Raw genomic sequence first — 19076 nt, 5'->3', positions numbered from 1 at the left:
TAGCAAAAACCAAAATATAAATTATAAACTTGTGTTAATTTATCCTTCTTTCCACCAAAAATCCTGTTTAAATTTAGCCCCTATTTCATAAGCCTCGCCCATTTTTGGTGTGATAAGGGGTAAATCTAAATTTTCATAAAGAAATTTTATCACTTCATTCCACGCGTGAGTTCCTGCTAAAAATCTCCCCCAATGTATAGGCATGACAGCCTTTGCATTAAGATCTTTTGCCTCTTTTAAAATTTGCTCAGGAAAAGAGTGCGAATATGGCCAAGCGATATTAAACTGTCCGCTTTCAAGACAAGCTAGGTCAAAACTTCCAAAATACTCAGCTATTTTTTTAAAATGCGTAAAATACCCTCCATCTGCGCTAAAAAACACTCTCTTATCTACACTTAAAAATTCCATCACAAAAGAAGCCCAAAGGGTTTTGTTTTTACCATCTCCCCTACTTGAACTGTGCTGTGCAGGTGTTGCAATGATTTTTAAATCACCAAATTCTATTCCACTCCACCAATCAAGCTCTATAATTTTTTTCTCGCTCGCCCCATAGCTTTTTAGATAATTTCCCACTTTTAAAGGAGTGATAAAAAATTTAGCCTTATCTTTTAAAGCTTTTACACTCTTAGCATCTAAATGATCAAAATGCGAATGCGTGATAATCACAGCAAAAATTTCATTAAAATCATTTATATTATAAACAGGAGCATTTTTAAAAGCCTTGTTGATAAAAGAAATGGGCGAAGCATGAGTGTTAAAAATAGGATCAATCAAAATTTTATACTCTTTAAAACTTATAAAAAGCAAAGAATGGCCAAGCCAAGTAATATGTGGGGTGCTAAAATCACTCAAATCAGGCTTAAAAAAGGTAATTTAAAAGAAGGAATGGCATTTTTTGGGTAAAGATAATAATACCTCAAAATTTCTCTAAAAGATACTTTAGGAGTTATAAGGCTTTGCTCGTTTTCATTAAGAAAAATTTCATATTTTTTACCCTGCACTTTTTTAGCTTTTGATCGTTGCACATTAGAAATATCAAAGGTTTTAAAAAAATCTACACTCACAAACATTTATCCTTTTTTGACAATTTTATACTTTAAAAATCATTACAAACCATATTAAACATGGTATTTGCTATCTTGTCTTTAAATTCTATATTTTGATTAAATTGTTTAAAAAGTTCTAAATTTAACTCCAAGATATCTTGAATTTTGTCTTCCAACAGCATATTAAATTCAATACGAGAATTTTGCATATCGGATTTATTTAAAGATTCGAGAATTCTTTTATTTTTTACCATATCATCTTTTATATCATATAAAATTTTAGCGATTTTATCGCTTTCATTGAAGTCTATATTTGTGTATTTGTTATTAAAGTCTTTGATGATATTTGAAAGCTCTTCTAGCTCAGTTTCAACACTCTTGCTTGATCCGTCTGCAAAAGAGGGTTTTAACTCTCCATTTCCCTGCAAAAAGATATCTTGTGTTTTATCAAGCTGTAAACGATAGCTATCAAAATCCACATTATCTAAAATTCCTTTAGCCAAATCTTGAGATTTAGGTAAAATAATCTTACTTGCAAGTTTTTTAAGCAGTATATAAAGCTTTTCAAGTTCAACATCTTCATAAGGTAAAATTTGAGCCAAAAAAGAATACTCTTTAAGATAAGTTTTTGCCTTACTATAAAAATCTAGTTTTTCATCATCGCTTTTTTCATCAAATCTAGCAAGCATTATATCTAATTTTGAGTGTATAACATTTTCTTTTTCTCTTCCTAAAATAGCATTTGTAAAATCATCTATTTCTTCTTGGGTGTAAATTTCATATTCACTAAGATTTGCTTTAAGATCAAAAATTCTATTATCATCAGTAGGTTCATTTAGATAAGTTTGCTCATAAAACACACTAAAAGCCTTGGCTATATCCTCATGAGTATTTGCAAAATCTAGCACAAAGGTATCTTCTTTATTTTTACAAGTTCGATTCAGCCTCGATAGGGTTTGCACCGCACTCACTCCACTTAAGGTTTTATCAACATACATAGCATGGAGTAATGGCTCATCAAATCCGGTTTGGTATTTTTCAGCAACGATTAAAAAGCGATATTCATCTTTTTTAAATTCGTCCTTTAAAACACCTTCTGAAAAACCATTCAAGCCACTTTCGCTATAAATTTCGCCCTCTAAATTGATTTCACCTGAAAAAGCCACGATAGCCTTAAAATGTGGATAATTTTTTCTCAAATACTCCCTAAAAACAAGATAATACTTCACAGCATTCTCTCTTGAACTTGTTACGATCATAGCTTTTGCTTTACCTTTTATCTTTTTAAAGCTGTTTTGGAAAAAATGCTCGCACATGATTTGTGATTTTTGCTCGATTGTTCTGATATTGTTTTGCACATAAGCTTTTAGTTTTGCGTTGGCTCTTTTTTTATCGTATTTTGGATTATCATTTGTGCAAGATATGATTTTATAGTAGCTTTTATAAGTCGTATAGCCTTTTAATACATCGAGTATAAAGCCTTCTTCTATGGCTTGCTTCATCGAGTAAAGATGAAAAGGGATAAATTTTCGCCCTTCATCAACCTCACAAGGCATACCAAACATTTCCAAAGTTTTAGGCTTAGGTGTAGCAGTAAATGCAAAATACGAGGCATTAGGCTGGAGCTTTTTGCTTTTTATGATTTCTAGAATTTCATCTTCTAAATTTTGGCTTTCATCGCCGCTTTTGTCTCTTATAGCTTCTGCCATTTTTTGCACATTGCTTCCACTTTGGCTTGAGTGGGCTTCATCGATGATGATAGCAAAAGTTTTGCTTTTTAAGCTTTTGACTTCATTTAAAATATAAGGAAATTTTTGGATAGTCGTGATGATGATTTTCTTACCTTCCTCTAAAGCATTTTTAAGCTGTTTGCTTCCATGAGTGATGGCTTCGACTAGATTTTTTGTCTGTGAAAAGGATTTTACATTTTCCCTTATTTGGCTATCAAGCACTTTTCTATCGGTTACTACGATGATAGAATCAAAGATATTTTTTTCAAGTCTATATAAGCTTACGAGATTATGTGCAAGCCAAGATATAGAATTGCTCTTGCCACTTCCTGCACTATGCTGGATCAAGTAGCGTTGCCCCGTGCCGTTTTCTTTTGCATGGGCGAGTAGCTTTTCTACTACATCGAATTGATGGTATCTAGGAAATATGATAATTTCTTCATTTTTCTTTTTTACAACTTGCACAAAATTAAAAAATAAATTTAGCAAAGTATCTTTTTTAAAGATTTTCTCCCACAAATAAGCTGTTTTTATACCATCGCTTGGTGGATTGCCTGCTCCATTTGCTAAGCCTATTTTGCCACTACCATTATTTAAACCAAGGTTAAAAGGTAAAAATGTAGTCGCATCTTGATCTAATTTCGTACTCATGTAACAAAGATCATGATCTAGCGCAAAATGCACTATCGTATAGTTAAATATAGCTTCTTTTGGGTTTCTGTCTTTTTTATACTGCTTTATAGCGTGAAAGACATTTTGTCCTGTGAAATGGTTTTTAAGCTCTATGGTGATAAGAGGCAAGCCATTTAAAAAGATCACTATATCAAGGGAGTTTTTATTTTGCGTGCTATAGTGAAGCTGGCGTATGATAGAAAGGCTGTTTTGCTCGTATTTTTTCACGCTTTCTTCGTTTGCATTGGTATTTGGCTTGGCAAAGGCTAGGTAAATTTTGATGCCTTTGATCTCTACATAGCCTTGCAAGGCTTTAACTATGCCTTTGGTTTTAATCTGCGAGAAAATACGATCAAAAAGTTCTTTTTTATAGTTTTGTCCGCAACGCTTTTTAAGCTCTTCAAGTGCTACACTTTGCGTAGCTTGTAAAAAATTTTCAAAAAGCTCTACATCTAAACATAAATTTTTATCGTAATTTTCATTTGTTCTTTTGATATAGGCATGGTTTTCTAACAAGTAAGACTCTATGAAATTTTCTAAATCTTTTTCTTGGTAGTTAGTCATTGTTAGTCCTTAGTATCTTTTGTGAAATCAAATAAAGTTGGTTCTAAACTTTCTTCTTTTTGTTTTCTTCTTTTCTGGCCAAATTTTGTAATTTTAGAAATATCATTAGCTTGTATACTATAAACTTTTTTTACTCTATATGATGTTTTAATTTCTTCTCCATAATCATCAAAAGTTTTACTGATTTCCAATTGACAATTAATAGTCGTTCCATTAATAAAATTATATTCTTGCCTAATGACAGCATTTTTAAAACCACTATCACCCATACTAAAATCAATTTTTTCTCCATTATAAATACCCCTCCATTTATATTTACCTTCTTTTAATACAGGTGATATGATTTCTATTTCAGCTTCTTCAATGGTTTCTATATCTTTATTCTCTTCAATAATAAAAGATTTAAATTGTTCTCGTTCAATAATTAATTCATTTGAATTGTTAAATTGATATCCTATTTTTTTAATTTTTTCATAATTTTCTACTTTTTTATAAAAATTTGATAATAATCTATATATTTTATGATTTTCTTCTATTTTTTTAATATATTCATTTTGAGTTTTTTTATTTTTTAATTCTTCTTCTTTTAATTTCAAATCAAGTTCTTTTAGCTTAAGCTCAAGATCTTTTAATTTCAAATCTGCATTTTGTAACTTATTTTGTTCTGTTAAGTAAAAAGTTAAAATATTATTTACGGCCGGAGCAAAATAACATAAAGCGGACCCTATTAAACATATTATTATATTTTCCTTTAGCCCACCTTCTTCTCTTGCTTGACTTTCAAGTTTAATTTTAATATCTAAAATATTTCCTATTTCATTAATAAAATTTAAAAAATCTTTTTCCATAGCATTACGAACAAAAGCATTCATTGAATGAGAGTTATCATCAAAATAATAATGAATTTGAAAATTTTGTTTTATATATTCTAAATTATTTTCTTCCATATTTCTCCTTTTATAAATCAATCCTACCACAAACCGCTTGGTTTATGAGTGTGGTTTTGTATTCTTTTATGAGTTTTATTTGTTTTTTGGTTTTTTCTATAATTTTATCTATTTTAGAAATTTCAGAATCTAAAAATTGTGCGATTTGCTCTTGTTCTTTTAGGGGTGGAAAAGATATAATAAAATTTTTAATATCGTCTTGTGAAATTTGCCCAATTCCATTTGAAGCAGAAAAACTAGCAATAGATTTTCTTAACATATTTGTTTGAAAAATCCAATAAAAATAATCATTAAATTGACTTTTGATAATTGCTGTAAAAGCTCCAAAAGAAAAATATCCATCTTGAATTTTTGCTGTTTTTCCTAAAAGATTTTCACTACCATTTCTGACGCACATTAATAAATCTCCACTGGAGATAATTTGTTTTTTTCCAATTTGTTTAGACTTTATATAAATTAAATCTTGATAATCTATTTTTCCATTTTGAATATTATTGGCACGCAAAACTGGATATCCTTCATCAGGATTTTCAATAATATCATCTGGAGTATAAACCAATCCTATGTTTGTAAAAGCTACATATTTAAGTTTCACAATCCTCCAATGTTGTGGAATTTCTCCAAGCCATTCTATGCCACTATCTTTGAAATTTATATTTTTATCAAGTCCTTTTGTGATAGTTTCATTTATCAGGGCTTGTTTTTGTTCTTTTAAAAGTGTGATGAGTTTTTCTTTTTTCTCTATGAAATTTGCTATTTTTTTGCATTTTTCATCTAAAAAATTTGCAATTTGCTCTTGCTCTTTTAGTGGTGGAAGTGGAATTTTAAATTCCCCTATTTCTTTGGTTGAAATATTTGGTTGTGCAGATCCATTACAAGCAAGCTCAATAAGTAATGAAAATCCTCTAGTTAAAAAATAATATTTTACAAGTTTTAATTTACTTCTAACAATGGCAACTCTTTGATTGATATAAGCTTTATTATCAGTATCACAAAATGCTATTTTTCCTGTGGTTGCTCCACTTAAAGCAATTAAAATATCATTATTACTAATTAAAAATTGTTTCAATTTTTCTTTTTCTTTTGTTTTTAGGCAATTGTCATATAAAATTTTTTCCTTTTGCATATCTCCGATACGAATCACAGGAATTTCAAAAATTGGATTAAAATCAAAGTTTTCAAAAGCATATCCATTTACAAAAGTTACTATCTTGTTGATTTTCACCACTTCCCAATGCTCCGGAATTTCCCCAAGCCATTCTATGCCACTCTCTTTGAAATTTTTCATTGCACAATCTCTCTTAAAAGATCTTGCACTTCTTTTTCTAGCTTTTCTAATTCGTTATTTATCTCTTCTAGCTTTCTTGGTGGTGTGTAGGTATAAAAATATTTGCTAAAAAGTATTTCATAGCCCACACTTGCACTCTCCCACGCTATCCAAGAGTTTGCTACATAAGGCTTTACTTCTGTGTCATAATAGCCTTGTATATTTGTTTTGAGTGGAATTTTTTCAGTATTGTTAGTTTTATCGCTATCAATGATGAGATTTTCTTCGCTTTTTTTGAGCTTTACGCCTAAAAATTTGATAAATTCTTCTCTGTTTTTAAAGTCTTGTGGATTTTGTTCTAATTCTTGTAATTTTTCTAAGATTTTATCTTTGTCTTTTAGTTTTGCAAATTTTTCATCATCTTTTAAAGCTTCTATGCTTTTTGGTTTTTCTATGATGATTTTAGTATAGCCAAAGTCTTCATTATCCAAAATCTTGCAATCTTTATTACTTGCATTTTCTAAAAATAATTTAGTGATTTTTTCTATATGTTCTTTAGTCATTTCATTTTGTTTAGAGCCTAAAGACTTTTTCATTTTTGAAAAATATTCTTCATTTGTAGTGTTTATAAGCTGGACTTTGCCTTTTTTGTGTTCTGACTTTTTGTTGGTGATGATCCATATAAAAGTGGGAATTCCTGTATTATAAAACATATTAGTAGGTAGGGCGACTATAGCTTCAAGATAGTCGTTTTCTATGATATGCTTTCTTATAGCTACCATACCGCTATCTGAGTTAAAAAGTGAGCTTCCATTATGCACGCTTGCGATACGAGAACCCAAAGGGGTGTCAAATTTCATCTTGCTAAGCATATTGAGCAAAAACATCATTTGTCCATCGCTTTTGCTTGTAATGCCTACACTAAATCTTGGATCATTACAAGTTGAATTTGAACCTTTCTTTTCCACGCCTAGAATTTTTTGATCATTTTCCCAAGACTTACCATAAGGTGGATTGCTAAGCATGAAATCAAATTGTAAGTTTTGTTGATCATTGCTTAAGGTAGAACCAAATTTTATGCGCTCTGGATTTTCGCCTTTTATCAGCATATCTGCTTTGCATATAGCATAAGTTTCAGGGTTGATTTCTTGTCCGTAAAGATAAATATTTGCCTTTGACTGTATAAGTCCTTCAGGATCTGTGATGAATTCTTTTGATTCTGTTAGCATACCACCACTTCCACAAGCATTATCATAAATAAGCCATGTTCCTTGTTTGATCTGCTCTTTTACAGGCAAAAATACAAGATGAGTCATAAGCTCTATAATCTCTCTTGGGGTAAAGTGCTCTCCGGCTTCTTCATTATTTTCTTCGTTAAATTTACGGATAAGCTCTTCAAAAACATACCCCATGCCAAGATTACTCAAGCCTTTATGGATAACATTACCTTTTTCATCTAAAATATCTTCTATACCGAAATTTACCTTAGGCGAGCAAAATCTTTCTATAACACCAAAAAGTATATTGGATTCTTCTAGGGTATCGAGTTGGTTTTTGAATTTAAATTTTAAAATGATATCTTTGATATTTTCACTAAAACAATCAAGATAATTTTCAAAATTTATTCTTATGTTTTTTGGATCGTTTAGAAGGGTTTGTAGATTAAATCGAGAATAATTAAAAAAGCCTAGTTTATTCCCTTGTTTTCCACCTAGCAAAGATTCTAAATTTTCAAATTCATCTTTATAGGTATTGTAGGTTTTAAGAACTTTATCTTTTGTAGGCTCTAAAACCGCATCAATTCTTCTTATGATTGTCATGGGTAAGATAACATCGCGGTATTTGCCCTTTACATAAACATCACGAAGCAAATCATCTGCCACACTCCATATAAAGTTGACAATGGGCTGGAATTGGCTTTGTTCCATGATGTGTTCCTTATATTTTTATTAATAATATATTATATAAAATCACTACTAAAAAATTTTTAAAAATTAAATAAGATAAAATAGAATTGAGTTCAAGCCTTTTAAAAAGGCTTGAATGGAGATTTTAGAAGATTACTCAACTTCAGCGTCGATTACATCGTCATCTTTTTTCTTTTTATCGTTTGCTGTGTTTGGCTCATCTTTTTTATACATATTTTCAGCTAACTTATGAGAAACTTCACTTAAAGCTTTCATTTTGCTTTCAATCTCTTCTTTGTTTGCATTTTGATTTTTCAAAGTCTCACGCAAATCATCAAGAGCTTTTTGAATATTTTCTTTATCAGCAGTGGCAACTTTTTCACCCAACTCACTTAAAGATTTTTCTACTTGATGCGCCAAGCTATCAGCTGCATTTCTAGCATCTACAGCTTCTTTGCGTTTTTTGTCTTCTTCTTTGTGAAGTTCAGCATCTTTTACCATGTTATTAATCTCTTCCTCGCTAAGTCCGCTTGAACCTGTGATTTTGATCTCTTGAGCCTTACCTGTTGCTTTATCTTTTGCGCTAACGGTTAAAATACCATTTGCATCGATATCAAAAGTAACTTCGATTTGTGGCATACCGCGTGGTGCTGGTGGAATTCCTTCAAGATTAAAATTTCCTAAAGATTTATTATCACGACTAAATTCTCTTTCCCCTTGTAAAACATTGATAGTTACAGCACTTTGATTATCTTCAGCGGTTGAGAAAACTTGCTCTTTTTTAGTTGGAATAGTTGTACCTTTTTCGATAATCTTAGTCATTACCCCGCCTAGAGTTTCTATACCCAAAGAGAGCGGAGTAACATCAAGTAAAAGCACATCTTTAACATCGCCTTTTATAACCGCACCTTGAATCGCCGCACCAATAGCCACAACTTCATCAGGATTTACAGACTTGTTAAGATCTTTATTAAAAGCTTTTTTCACTTCTTCTTGCACTAAAGGAACACGAGTAGAGCCCCCTACCATAACAATTTCTTTGATCTCATCTTTTTTAAGCCCTGCATCGCTTACTACTTCATTGATTTTAGTGATGGTTTCAGCTACTAAAGAATCAATCATACCTTCAAATTTAGCTCTAGTAAGTTTTTTAACCAAATGTTTTGGCCCACTTGCATCTGCTGTGATAAATGGTAAATTAATTTCAGTTTCATTAGCTGAGCTTAATTCTTTTTTAGCATTTTCTGCTGCTTCTTTCAAGCGTTGCAAAGCCATAACATCATTTTTAAGATCTATGCCTGTTTCATCTTTAAATTCATTAGCTAGAAAATCTATAAGTTTATTATCAAAATCATCGCCCCCTAAGAAAGCGTTACCACCTGTTGCTAAAACTTCTACTACATTATCGCCAGTTTCAAGCACAGTAACGTCAAAAGTTCCCCCACCTAGATCATAAACCACAATTTTTTCACTATCTTTTTTATCAAGTCCGTAAGCTAGAGCTGCTGAAGTAGGCTCATTGATAATTCTTAATACATTAAGTCCTGCTATCGTTCCCGCTTCTTTTGTCGCTTTTCTTTGTGCATCGTTAAAATACGCAGGCACAGTAATAACCGCATCTACAACACTCTCGCCCAAGAAAGCTTCAGCATCTTCTTTTAGTTTCATTAAAACTTTCGCTGAAATTTCTTGCGGAGTATAAATTTTCCCTGCAATTTCAATAGCACAAGCACCATTTCTTTCAGTAATATGATAAGGAAGTCTTGTTTTAGCTTCTTTAGCCGCGTCTTCATTGATCATCAAGCCCATAATTCTTTTGATAGAATAAATGGTTTTTTCAGGGTTAGTTACCGCTTGGCGTTTTGCACTATCTCCTACTAAAACCTCGCCTTTATCTGTAAAAGCTACCACAGAAGGAGTTGTATTTTTACCTTCTTTATTTGGGATTACTTTACTCTCACCGCGTTCATACACAGCAACACAAGAATTGGTTGTTCCTAAATCTATACCTATAACTTTACTCATTATTTATCCTTTATATTGAAATTTATATATTAAATTTTTATCTCTTTAAAAGTAAGAATCATATTCCCCATTTTCAATCCTCCAAGCACACATATAAAGAGCATGCCCTGATCTATCTTTTCCAGTATTCTCAAGATGAATTTCAGCATACTGATTTCCATCCTCGTAGGTTCTGAAACTTCCATTTTTGTCTATATAGTTTTTAATAGATATAATCTCTTCTTTAGTATATCTTTTTCCACTATCTTTTTTTTGTTTTGCCACTACAATTCCTTTTATTAAAATTTATTTTGCTACACTAACTTTGGTTGGGCGGATCACGCGATCGGCTATTTTATAGCCTTTTTGAAGCACGGTAACCACTTCACCACTTTGATGATTTTCACTATCTACATGAAACATTGCCTCATGTAAATTTGGATCGAACTCTTTTTCTTCTTTAATAAGAGCCACTCCATGTTTTTCAAGTTTCTTAAGAAATAAATCTAAAGTATTTTGCACTCCTTCTTTGATTTTTAAGCTAATTTCATCTTGGCATTCGACATTAACAGCAGCTTCTAAAGCATCTAAAACATCGAGCAAATCCTTAGCAAAGCTTTCATTTGCATAAGCCATAGCGCTTAACTTTTCTTTTTCCATTCTTTTTTTAATATTTTCAAATTCAGCGTTTGCACGCATATATTTGTCTTTTAATTCATCATAGTCTTTTTGCAATTTGTTTTGCTCAACATCTTCGATATTTTGCAAATTCTCATCTTGCAAATGTTCAGAATTTTCCGCGTTTTCGTTTTCAAATTCTTGCTTTTGCTCGCTCACGCCGCCTCCTTTATGTATTGTAATATTTTTTTATAATCCGTATAAACACTACCTGCTAAGATAATATTTACATCTTCGCCCAAAAACTGCGCATCCACCTTAAGCCCCATAAAACCTTCTTTAAATAAAGGTTCAAATTCAAGACTTTCTTTGAAATAACGATGAACTCCGCAATCTAAGAGCTTAACAAATTCATCATTTTGATAAATTTGATAAGCTCTTTCTTCATTGCTTCTATAGCAAATCAAATTTTGCCTTAAGCTAGCTATTTTTTCTACAAGATCCATAAAATGAACCCTCAAAGCTATTTTTTCTATACTAAAAAGATCCAATCCTATAAGACTTTGTAAAAAATTCCATGCTTCTTTTTCATATTTTAAAACGAGCTCTTCTTCTTTAAAATCAAGCACTATAAACTTAGCATTTAGATCAAGCACTTCTTTAAGCACTAAGCTTCTACCACCATAAACAAGACAGTAAATTTCAAATTCTTTACTCAACTCTTTTAAAAAATTCTCACTTTTGATATTGATATCTTGATCTTGTTCTTTTTTCCAAAAACTTTGCCAGTAATTTTGCATTGTCAAAATAGTAGGAATTCTACCACTACTTATATGAAGCTGAGTGATCAAACCCTCGTCGCTAAGCCTTTTAAGATAGACGCGTATAGTTGAAGCAGGGATGCAAAGATTTAAATTCAATTCATTTGAACCAATAGGAACATTATCTAAAAGATAAGTTTGGATGATAGAATCTAAAATCAAATCCTTTTTATCTCGGCTTTTCATAGCTCTTTCCTTAAATTTTTAGCACTCTATTTTTTGATTGCTAGAAGTATTATACAACATTGAGTGTTATTTTGTCAAGTATAAATATAAAAAAATATACTTAATTTTATTTAGTCTATATGACTAAACTTTTATTAGTTACTTTTTTATAAGAATACAATATATCAAAATAAAAATAACAATATATTTTACAAGATAATTATAAAAACTAAGCCCAAATTTTAATTAAATCAGCTATTTTTCCATAACTTGTAGAATTTGTATCAAAATAAGTTTGCTTCATTTCGTTGATAATTTCACCAAGATTGTCATAATTAAGTTTAGTTGCATCTTCAGGTTTTAAACCTAGCATTTTTGCACTTCTTTGTTTGAATAAATCCACAAAACCTTCATAGAAAATTTTAAATTTATCCAGATTAAAAACAAGTTTTTTATTACCAGTTTCTTTATCTTCAACTTCATCAAAAATTTTATCAGATAATTGCATTTTAAGTAGAGATTTTTCATCTTCACTTAAATCATCATATTTTACACCTTTACCTAATTTATCCAAGATATCTTTAATTTCCATTGTATTAGTTTGATCAAATTTAGTTAAAGTTAATATACCTACACTTTCAGTCCATCCAGAATTTGAAGCTTTGGTTTTTACTGCTTGCATGCCAGTTTCGCTAAAACTAAGCTCTCCATCAAAATCTCCATCTTTTCTTATCATTTTATCAAGCTCTAAACCTATAGTTCTACCAGCATAATCTGTATCTTTAGTATCATCTGGACGCATTTCTCTAAAATCTTTTTCAAAACCAAATAGAGTATCTACACTACCATTTAATTGTATATAAGATTGCACAAAAAGTCCTAAATTTGTTGCCTGTGCTACAAAACCACTTTTCGTATCTTCAAGCTCATAATCTTCTAAATATCCATCATTATTTCTATCGCTAGCCACATAAGCTCTAGTATATGCTATATCAGCATACCATCCAGCCACAAAATTTTCAGCTTTTCCACTTAATATATATGATCCATCAAGTCTTTTAGTCATATCTTCTTTATCAAATTTAATTCCCATTTTATTGATAGCTGTTGAACTTAAAGCACTACGAACGAGTTTATTTGTAATAGGATCTCTAAAATATATAGTAGTCATACCTCTTTCAGCTTTTTTTACTTTATCACTCACCTTTTGATTGAAAACTTTTTCATCTTCCAATCTTTGAAGCATAGTTTGAGCTACATCTGTTTTTTGATCTTGAAATGAAGAGGAATTTTCGTCTTTTTCATTAAGAATCTTTGGTTTTAAATTCAACTTAAAAGATTTATATACACTAGCTTGCTGAGAAGATTTAGATATGGGTTGAAAATGATTAAGAAATTTTATAAAATCCATTTTGATGCCTTCAAATTGTTCGACATCTTTTCAAAAATATTGCTGATATATTTTACGTAATTTTAACTTAGAAAATTTTAAATTTTTATCCTCTATTACCTTCCAAACCCCTAAAAACACCCTATTCTCTCTAAAAACCCTAACCAGCAACAAACTCTTTTTTAAACACGATTCTAAGCACCATCTAAAACAACAATAAAAATAAACATAGGATTTATGTATAAAGTAAGTAATGAAGATATTTAACAAGTCCGCAATGAGCTACTTTCCCCCTGCCAGTAAGGCGTAGTATCATCACCCACGATGTGCTTAGCTTCTTGGTTCGGGATGGAGCAAGGCGTTTCCACATCTGTATAATCACGGACATTGTTATTTAAATATTCTTTGAAAGATTGAATTTAAGAATAAAGCCTAATCTTTTATTTCTTTACTTTTTTCTTATCTTTTATCTTTGATAAGTTTTTATATAGAATACTTAAAAAACAATGTTAAGAGCAAGTTCTAATACAAACTCTACTTGAAAGATTTCTACTAAACTCTAAATATTATCTATATTTAAAGTATTCTTAAAAACCTTAACAAGGAAGTGATGCTTTATTAAAGATAAGCCAAACGCTCTATTAGTACTGATCAGCTAAAGGACTTTCATCCATTACACACCCAGCCTATCAAACTAGTAGTCTTCTAGAGAGCTTAGAGAAGATTCATCTTAGAGTTGGCTTCACGCTTAGATGCTTTCAGCGTTTATCCTTTCCAAACTTAGCTACGCTGCGATGCTCTTGGCAGAACAACAGCTACACCAGTGGTTTGTTCAACCCGGTCCTCTCGTACTAGGGTCAAATCTCTTCAATCTTCTTACGCCCACGGCAGATAGGGACCGAACTGTCTCACGACGTTCTGAACCCAGCTCGCGTACCGCTTTAAATGGCGAACAGCCATACCCTTGGGACCTGCTCCAGCCCCAGGATGCGATGAGCCGACATCGAGGTGCCAAACCTCCCCGTCGATGTGAGCTCTTGGGGGAGATCAGCCTGTTATCCCCGGGGTACCTTTTATCCTTTGAGCGATGGCCCTTCCACACAGAACCACCGGATCACTAAGACCGACTTTCGTCTCTGCTTGACTTGTATGTCTTGCAGTTAAGCTGGCTTATACCTTTATACTCTACGAACGATTTCCAACCGTTCTGAGCCAACCTTTGTAAGCCTCCGTTATTATTTGGGAGGCGACCGCCCCAGTCAAACTACCCACCAGACATTGTCCCACTTGAGGATAACTCAAGCTGGTTAGCTACCCAAATAAGAAAGAGTGGTATCTCAACAATGGCTCATATACAACTGGCGTCATATACTCAAAGCCTCCCACCTATCCTGCACATTCTTATCCAAGTAGCAGTGTCAAGCTGTAGTAAAGGTCCACGGGGTCTTTCCGTCTTGCCGCGGGTAGGAGGAATTTTCACCTCCACTACAATTTCACTGGATCCCTCTTTGAGACAGCTCCCATCTCGTTACGCCATTCATGCAGGTCGGTATTTAACCGACAAGGAATTTCGCTACCTTAGGACCGTTATAGTTACGGCCGCCGTTTACTCGGGCTTCGATCAAGAGCTTCGCTAATGCTAACCCCATCAATTAACCTTCGAGCACCGGGCAGGCGTCACACCCTATACATCCTCTTACGAGTTAGCAGAGTGCTGTGTTTTTGGTAAACAGTCGGGAGGGACTCTTTGTTGTAAGTTTCTTCGCTTTCGGAGTAAATCCTAATACAAAGCTAACCACACCTTATACCGAAGATACGGTGCTATTTTGCAGAGTTCCTTAAAGAGAGTTCTTCCACGCGCCTTAGAATACTCATCCCACCCACCTGTGTCGGTTTACGGTACGGGCAACATTAGCTAAACTTAGAAACTTTTCTTGGCTCGACGGCATCAGGGGTTCTTCTATCCATCCGAAGACTTCAAAAAGCCTTTCAGTTCTCGGAGTATTGTTATACGGATTTTCCTGTATAACCTCCTACGACCTTAGACTAGCACTTCCATCCGCTAGCCCCCTTAGCCCTAAGCGTCCTTCCATCGCACACTAATGTTGGTATTGGAATATTAACCAATTTGCCATCGTCTACCCCTTTCGGACTCGACTTAGGACCCGACTAACCCTACGATGACGAGCATCGCGTAGGAAACCTTGGGTTTACGGCGTTAATGATTCTCACATTAATTATCGCTACTCATGCCTGCATGCTCACTTCTATTCGCTCCAGCACTCCTTACCGGTATACCTTCGACGCAAATAGAACGCTCTCCTACCACTTAGTAAACTAAGTCTACAGCTTCGGTACTTACTTTAGCCCCGTTATATTTTCCGCGCAAAATCACTAGACCAGTGAGCTATTACGCTTTCTTTAAAGGATGGCTGCTTCTAAGCCAACCTCCTGGTTGTTTAAGTAACTTCACATCGTTTTCCACTTAAGTAAGATTTAGGGACCTTAGCTGGTAGTCTGGGTTGTTTCCCTCTTGACGACGGATTTTATCACTCGCCGCCTGACTGCTGTGATTACATATAAGGTATTCGGAGTTTGATAGGGTTTGGTACATTGGTGTATGCCCTAGCCCATTCAGTGCTCTACCCCCTTATATTACGACACAACGCTATACCTAAATATATTTCGGAGAGAACCAGCTATCACGAAGTTTGATTGGCCTTTCACCCCTATCCACAAGTCATCCCGGGGCTTTTCAACGCCTATGGGTTCAGTCCTCCACTAGTTCTTACACTAGCTTCAACTTGCTCATGGATAGATCACTTCGTTTCGGGTCTGCAGCATCTGACTAAGCGCCCTATTCAGACTCGCTTTCGCTACGGCTTCGCGTTTGCTTAACCTTGCCAGACACCACAACTCGCAGGCTCATTATGCAAAAGGCAGTCCATCACACTGTATTGCTACATAGTGCTCTGAATGATTGTAAGCAAATGGTTTCAGGTTCTATTTCACTCTGATCACCTCAGTTCTTTTCACCTTTCCCTCACGGTACTTGTGCACTATCGATCTGGTATTAGTATTTAGGGTTGGATCGTGGTCGACCCGGATTCAGACAGGATTCCTCGTGTCCCGCCCTACTCAGGATACTGCTAGCTAAGCTTTGTTTTTCGCATACGGGACTATCACCCTCTATGGCTATACTTTCCAGAATGTTCTGCTAAACTCAGCTCTTGCACATTGCAGTCCTACAACCCCCAGTGCAAGCACTGGGTTTGCCCTCTTGCGCTTTCGCTCGCCGCTACTGACGCAATCTCTATTGATTTCTTTTCCTGAGGGTACTAAGATGTTTCAATTCCCCTCGTTCGCTCCTATATAGGTAATGTATATCTCTATACATTGGGTTGCCCCATTCGGAAATCTACGGATCAAAGCTTCTTGACAGCTCCCCGTAGCTTATCGCAGTCTAGTACGTCCTTCATCGCCTTTACCAGTCAAGGCATCCACCATTCGCTCTTAGTAGCTTACCTTTTTTTACCTTTTATTATTGATTCTAAAACGCATCACTTCCTTGTTAAAGTTTTTATGATAAGACTTCTTTATCTTAAGACGGAAAGCATTCAAACACTTAATATAAAACTAAATGATTTAGTCTCAACTAAGCTGTGAGTTTGAAACTTGTCTTTAATTTATAAATCTTAAATCTAATATTCTCTTTATTATAGAAATAAAGATAATTAAAAGATATAAGTTAAACCAAAGAAAAGATAAATAGGTTTTATCCTTTAACAAGTCCTGTAAAATTGTTTTTATTAAAACTTGCTTGTGACTCTTAACAATGATAATTAAAAAGAACATTTAGGTTTAAAACCTAAAGGAAGCATATATATTAAATAATCTCATTATAAATATAAATACATAATGTATATGTTATTTATATTTATTAAAGTATATTCTTTTATAGTTAAAGATAAAAATAAATCTAAGTATAGAGTTTGTATTTTATATTTAATCTACTTTATATACTTGCTTTAGATTTTAAAGCTTTTTTATTCAAATCTTTTTTATGGTGGGCCTAACAAGACTTGAACTTGTGACCTCACCCTTATCAGGGGTGCACTCTAACCAGCTGAGCTATAGGCCCTTAATAGATGGTGGAGAATAGCGGGATCGAACCGCTGACCTCCTGCGTGCAAAGCAGGCGCTCTCCCAGCTGAGCTAATTCCCCATAAACAATTAGCTTTATCATCAATCTTTGAAATCTAAACAAGAATCAATTGAGTTTATATATTGAAGTAATAGTTGTGAGACTTATTACTTTGTACTCTAGAAAGGAGGTGATCCAACCGCAGGTTCTCCTACGGTTACCTTGTTACGACTTCACCCCAGTCGCTGATTCCACTGTGGACGGTAACTAGTTTAGTATTCCGGCTTCGAGTGAAATCAACTCCCATGGTGTGACGGGCGGTGAGTACAAGACCCGGGAACGTATTCACCGTAGCATGGCTGATCTACGATTACTAGCGATTCCGGCTTCATGCTCTCGAGTTGCAGAGAACAATCCGAACTGGGACATATTTTATAGATTTGCTCCACCTCGCGGTATTGCGTCTCATTGTATATGCCATTGTAGCACGTGTGTCGCCCTGGGCATAAGGGCCATGATGACTTGACGTCGTCCACACCTTCCTCCTCCTTACGAAGGCAGTCTATTTAGAGTGCTCGGCCGAACCGTTAGCAACTAAATACGTGGGTTGCGCTCGTTGCGGGACTTAACCCAACATCTCACGACACGAGCTGACGACAGCCGTGCAGCACCTGTCTCTAAGTTCTAGCAAGCTAGCACCCTCATATCTCTATAAGGTTCTTAGGATATCAAGCCCAGGTAAGGTTCTTCGCGTATCCTCGAATTAAACCACATGCTCCACCGCTTGTGCGGGTCCCCGTCTATTCCTTTGAGTTTTAATCTTGCGACCGTACTCCCCAGGCGGTACACTTAATGCGTTAGCTGCATTACTGAGATGACTAGCACCCCAACAACTAGTGTACATCGTTTAGGGCGTGGACTACCAGGGTATCTAATCCTGTTTGCTCCCCACGCTTTCGCGCCTTAGCGTCAGTTGAGTTCCAGCAGATCGCCTTCGCAATGGGTATTCTTGGTGATATCTACGGATTTTACCCCTACACCACCAATTCCATCTGCCTCTCCCTCACTCTAGACTATCAGTTTCCCAAGCAGTTTAATGGTTAAGCCATTAGATTTCACAAGAGACTTGATAATCCGCCTACGCGCCCTTTACGCCCAGTGATTCCGAGTAACGCTTGCACCCTCCGTATTACCGCGGCTGCTGGCACGGAGTTAGCCGGTGCTTATTCCTTAGGTACCGTCAGAATTCTTCCCTAAGAAAAGGAGTTTACGCTCCGAAAAGTGTCATCCTCCACGCGGCGTTGCTGCGTCAGGGTTTCCCCCATTGCGCAATATTCCCTACTGCTGCCTCCCGTAGGAGTCTGGACCGTGTCTCAGTTCCAGTGTGACTGATCATCCTCTCAGACCAGTTAAGCGTCATAGCCTTGGTAAGCCATTACCTTACCAACTAGCTGATACTATATAGTCTCATCCTACACCGAAAAACTTTCCCTACTCAACTTGTGTTAAGCAGGAGTATAGAGTATTAGCAGTCGTTTCCAACTGTTGTCCTCTTGTGTAGGGCAGATTAACTATACCTTACTCACCCGTGCGCCACTAATCCACTTCTAGCAAGCTAGAAGCTTCATCGTTCGACTTGCATGTATTAGGCACGCCGCCAGCGTTCACTCTGAGCCAGGATCAAACTCTCCATAAAAATTATAGATAGTTTAATCTTTTTCTTCAAAGAAAAAGTTATGAAAGATTAAAAGAAAAGTTTTTAATCTTTTTAATTATTAGATTGAATAGATTTTACATAATT

9 protein-coding genes, 2 tRNA genes, 3 rRNA genes and 1 pseudogene are annotated in these 19076 nt (G+C 34.5%); all 15 read right to left on the bottom strand.

All coding sequences use genetic code 11. The features are described from left to right. Positions 1-39: 39 nt before the first annotated feature. A pseudogene (locus tag AT682_RS03625) lies at positions 40-1070 on the bottom strand (MBL fold metallo-hydrolase). 26 nt (positions 1071-1096) lie between these two features. Next, a complete protein-coding gene (locus tag AT682_RS03620; RefSeq protein ID WP_002882533.1) occupies positions 1097-4012 on the bottom strand; it encodes a type I restriction endonuclease subunit R in 2916 nt (971 codons plus the stop codon). 2 nt (positions 4013-4014) lie between these two features. Beyond that, entirely contained in the window at positions 4015-4959 is a 945-nt protein-coding gene (locus AT682_RS03615; RefSeq protein ID WP_002882532.1) for a hypothetical protein, read from the bottom strand. A gap of 10 nt (positions 4960-4969) precedes the next feature. Then, positions 4970-6247 carry a restriction endonuclease subunit S gene (locus AT682_RS03610; protein ID WP_002882530.1) on the bottom strand — a complete coding sequence of 426 codons (1278 nt, stop codon included), beginning with the start codon at positions 6245-6247 and terminating at the stop codon, positions 4970-4972. Next, entirely contained in the window at positions 6244-8154 is a 1911-nt protein-coding gene (locus AT682_RS03605; RefSeq protein WP_002882528.1) for an N-6 DNA methylase, read from the bottom strand. The genes AT682_RS03610 and AT682_RS03605 overlap by 4 nt, the downstream gene beginning before the upstream one ends. 132 nt (positions 8155-8286) lie before the next feature. Then, positions 8287-10158 carry a molecular chaperone DnaK gene (gene dnaK / locus AT682_RS03600; RefSeq protein ID WP_002882526.1) on the bottom strand — a complete coding sequence of 624 codons (1872 nt, stop codon included), beginning with the start codon at positions 10156-10158 and terminating at the stop codon, positions 8287-8289. A 45-nt stretch (positions 10159-10203) separates the two neighbouring features. After that, on the bottom strand, positions 10204-10422 hold the full coding sequence (locus AT682_RS03595; protein ID WP_002882525.1) for a hypothetical protein: 219 nt from the start codon (positions 10420-10422) through the stop codon (positions 10204-10206). 21 nt (positions 10423-10443) lie between these two features. After that, positions 10444-10974 carry a nucleotide exchange factor GrpE gene (grpE, locus tag AT682_RS03590; RefSeq protein WP_002882524.1) on the bottom strand — a complete coding sequence of 177 codons (531 nt, stop codon included), beginning with the start codon at positions 10972-10974 and terminating at the stop codon, positions 10444-10446. Beyond that, positions 10971-11762: an HrcA family transcriptional regulator gene (gene hrcA, locus AT682_RS03585; protein ID WP_002856966.1), complete on the bottom strand. Its 792-nt coding sequence runs from the start codon at positions 11760-11762 to the stop codon at positions 10971-10973. The genes grpE and hrcA overlap by 4 nt, the downstream gene beginning before the upstream one ends. A gap of 208 nt (positions 11763-11970) precedes the next feature. Beyond that, positions 11971-13152: a hypothetical protein gene (locus AT682_RS03580; protein WP_002882522.1), complete on the bottom strand. Its 1182-nt coding sequence runs from the start codon at positions 13150-13152 to the stop codon at positions 11971-11973. Positions 13153-13400: 248 nt separating this feature from the next. Continuing rightward, positions 13401-13517: ribosomal RNA gene (rrf, locus tag AT682_RS03575) — 5S ribosomal RNA — on the bottom strand. A gap of 234 nt (positions 13518-13751) precedes the next feature. Then, positions 13752-16658: ribosomal RNA gene (locus tag AT682_RS03570) — 23S ribosomal RNA — on the bottom strand. 537 nt (positions 16659-17195) lie between these two features. Further along, positions 17196-17272 (bottom strand) — tRNA-Ile (locus AT682_RS03565). A gap of 8 nt (positions 17273-17280) precedes the next feature. Continuing rightward, positions 17281-17356 (bottom strand) — tRNA-Ala (locus AT682_RS03560). 102 nt (positions 17357-17458) lie between these two features. Continuing rightward, positions 17459-18971, bottom strand: a 16S ribosomal RNA gene (locus tag AT682_RS03555). Together the 16S, 23S and 5S rRNA genes with 2 tRNA genes alongside form the textbook arrangement of a ribosomal RNA operon. Between the last annotated feature and the right edge of the window lie 105 nt (positions 18972-19076).

This window comes from Campylobacter jejuni, assembly GCF_001457695.1.
GTDB classification, from domain to species: domain Bacteria; phylum Campylobacterota; class Campylobacteria; order Campylobacterales; family Campylobacteraceae; genus Campylobacter_D; species Campylobacter_D jejuni.
The sequence above is the reverse complement of the archived record's forward strand: the minus strand, read 5'-3'. Positions and strand labels throughout refer to the sequence as shown.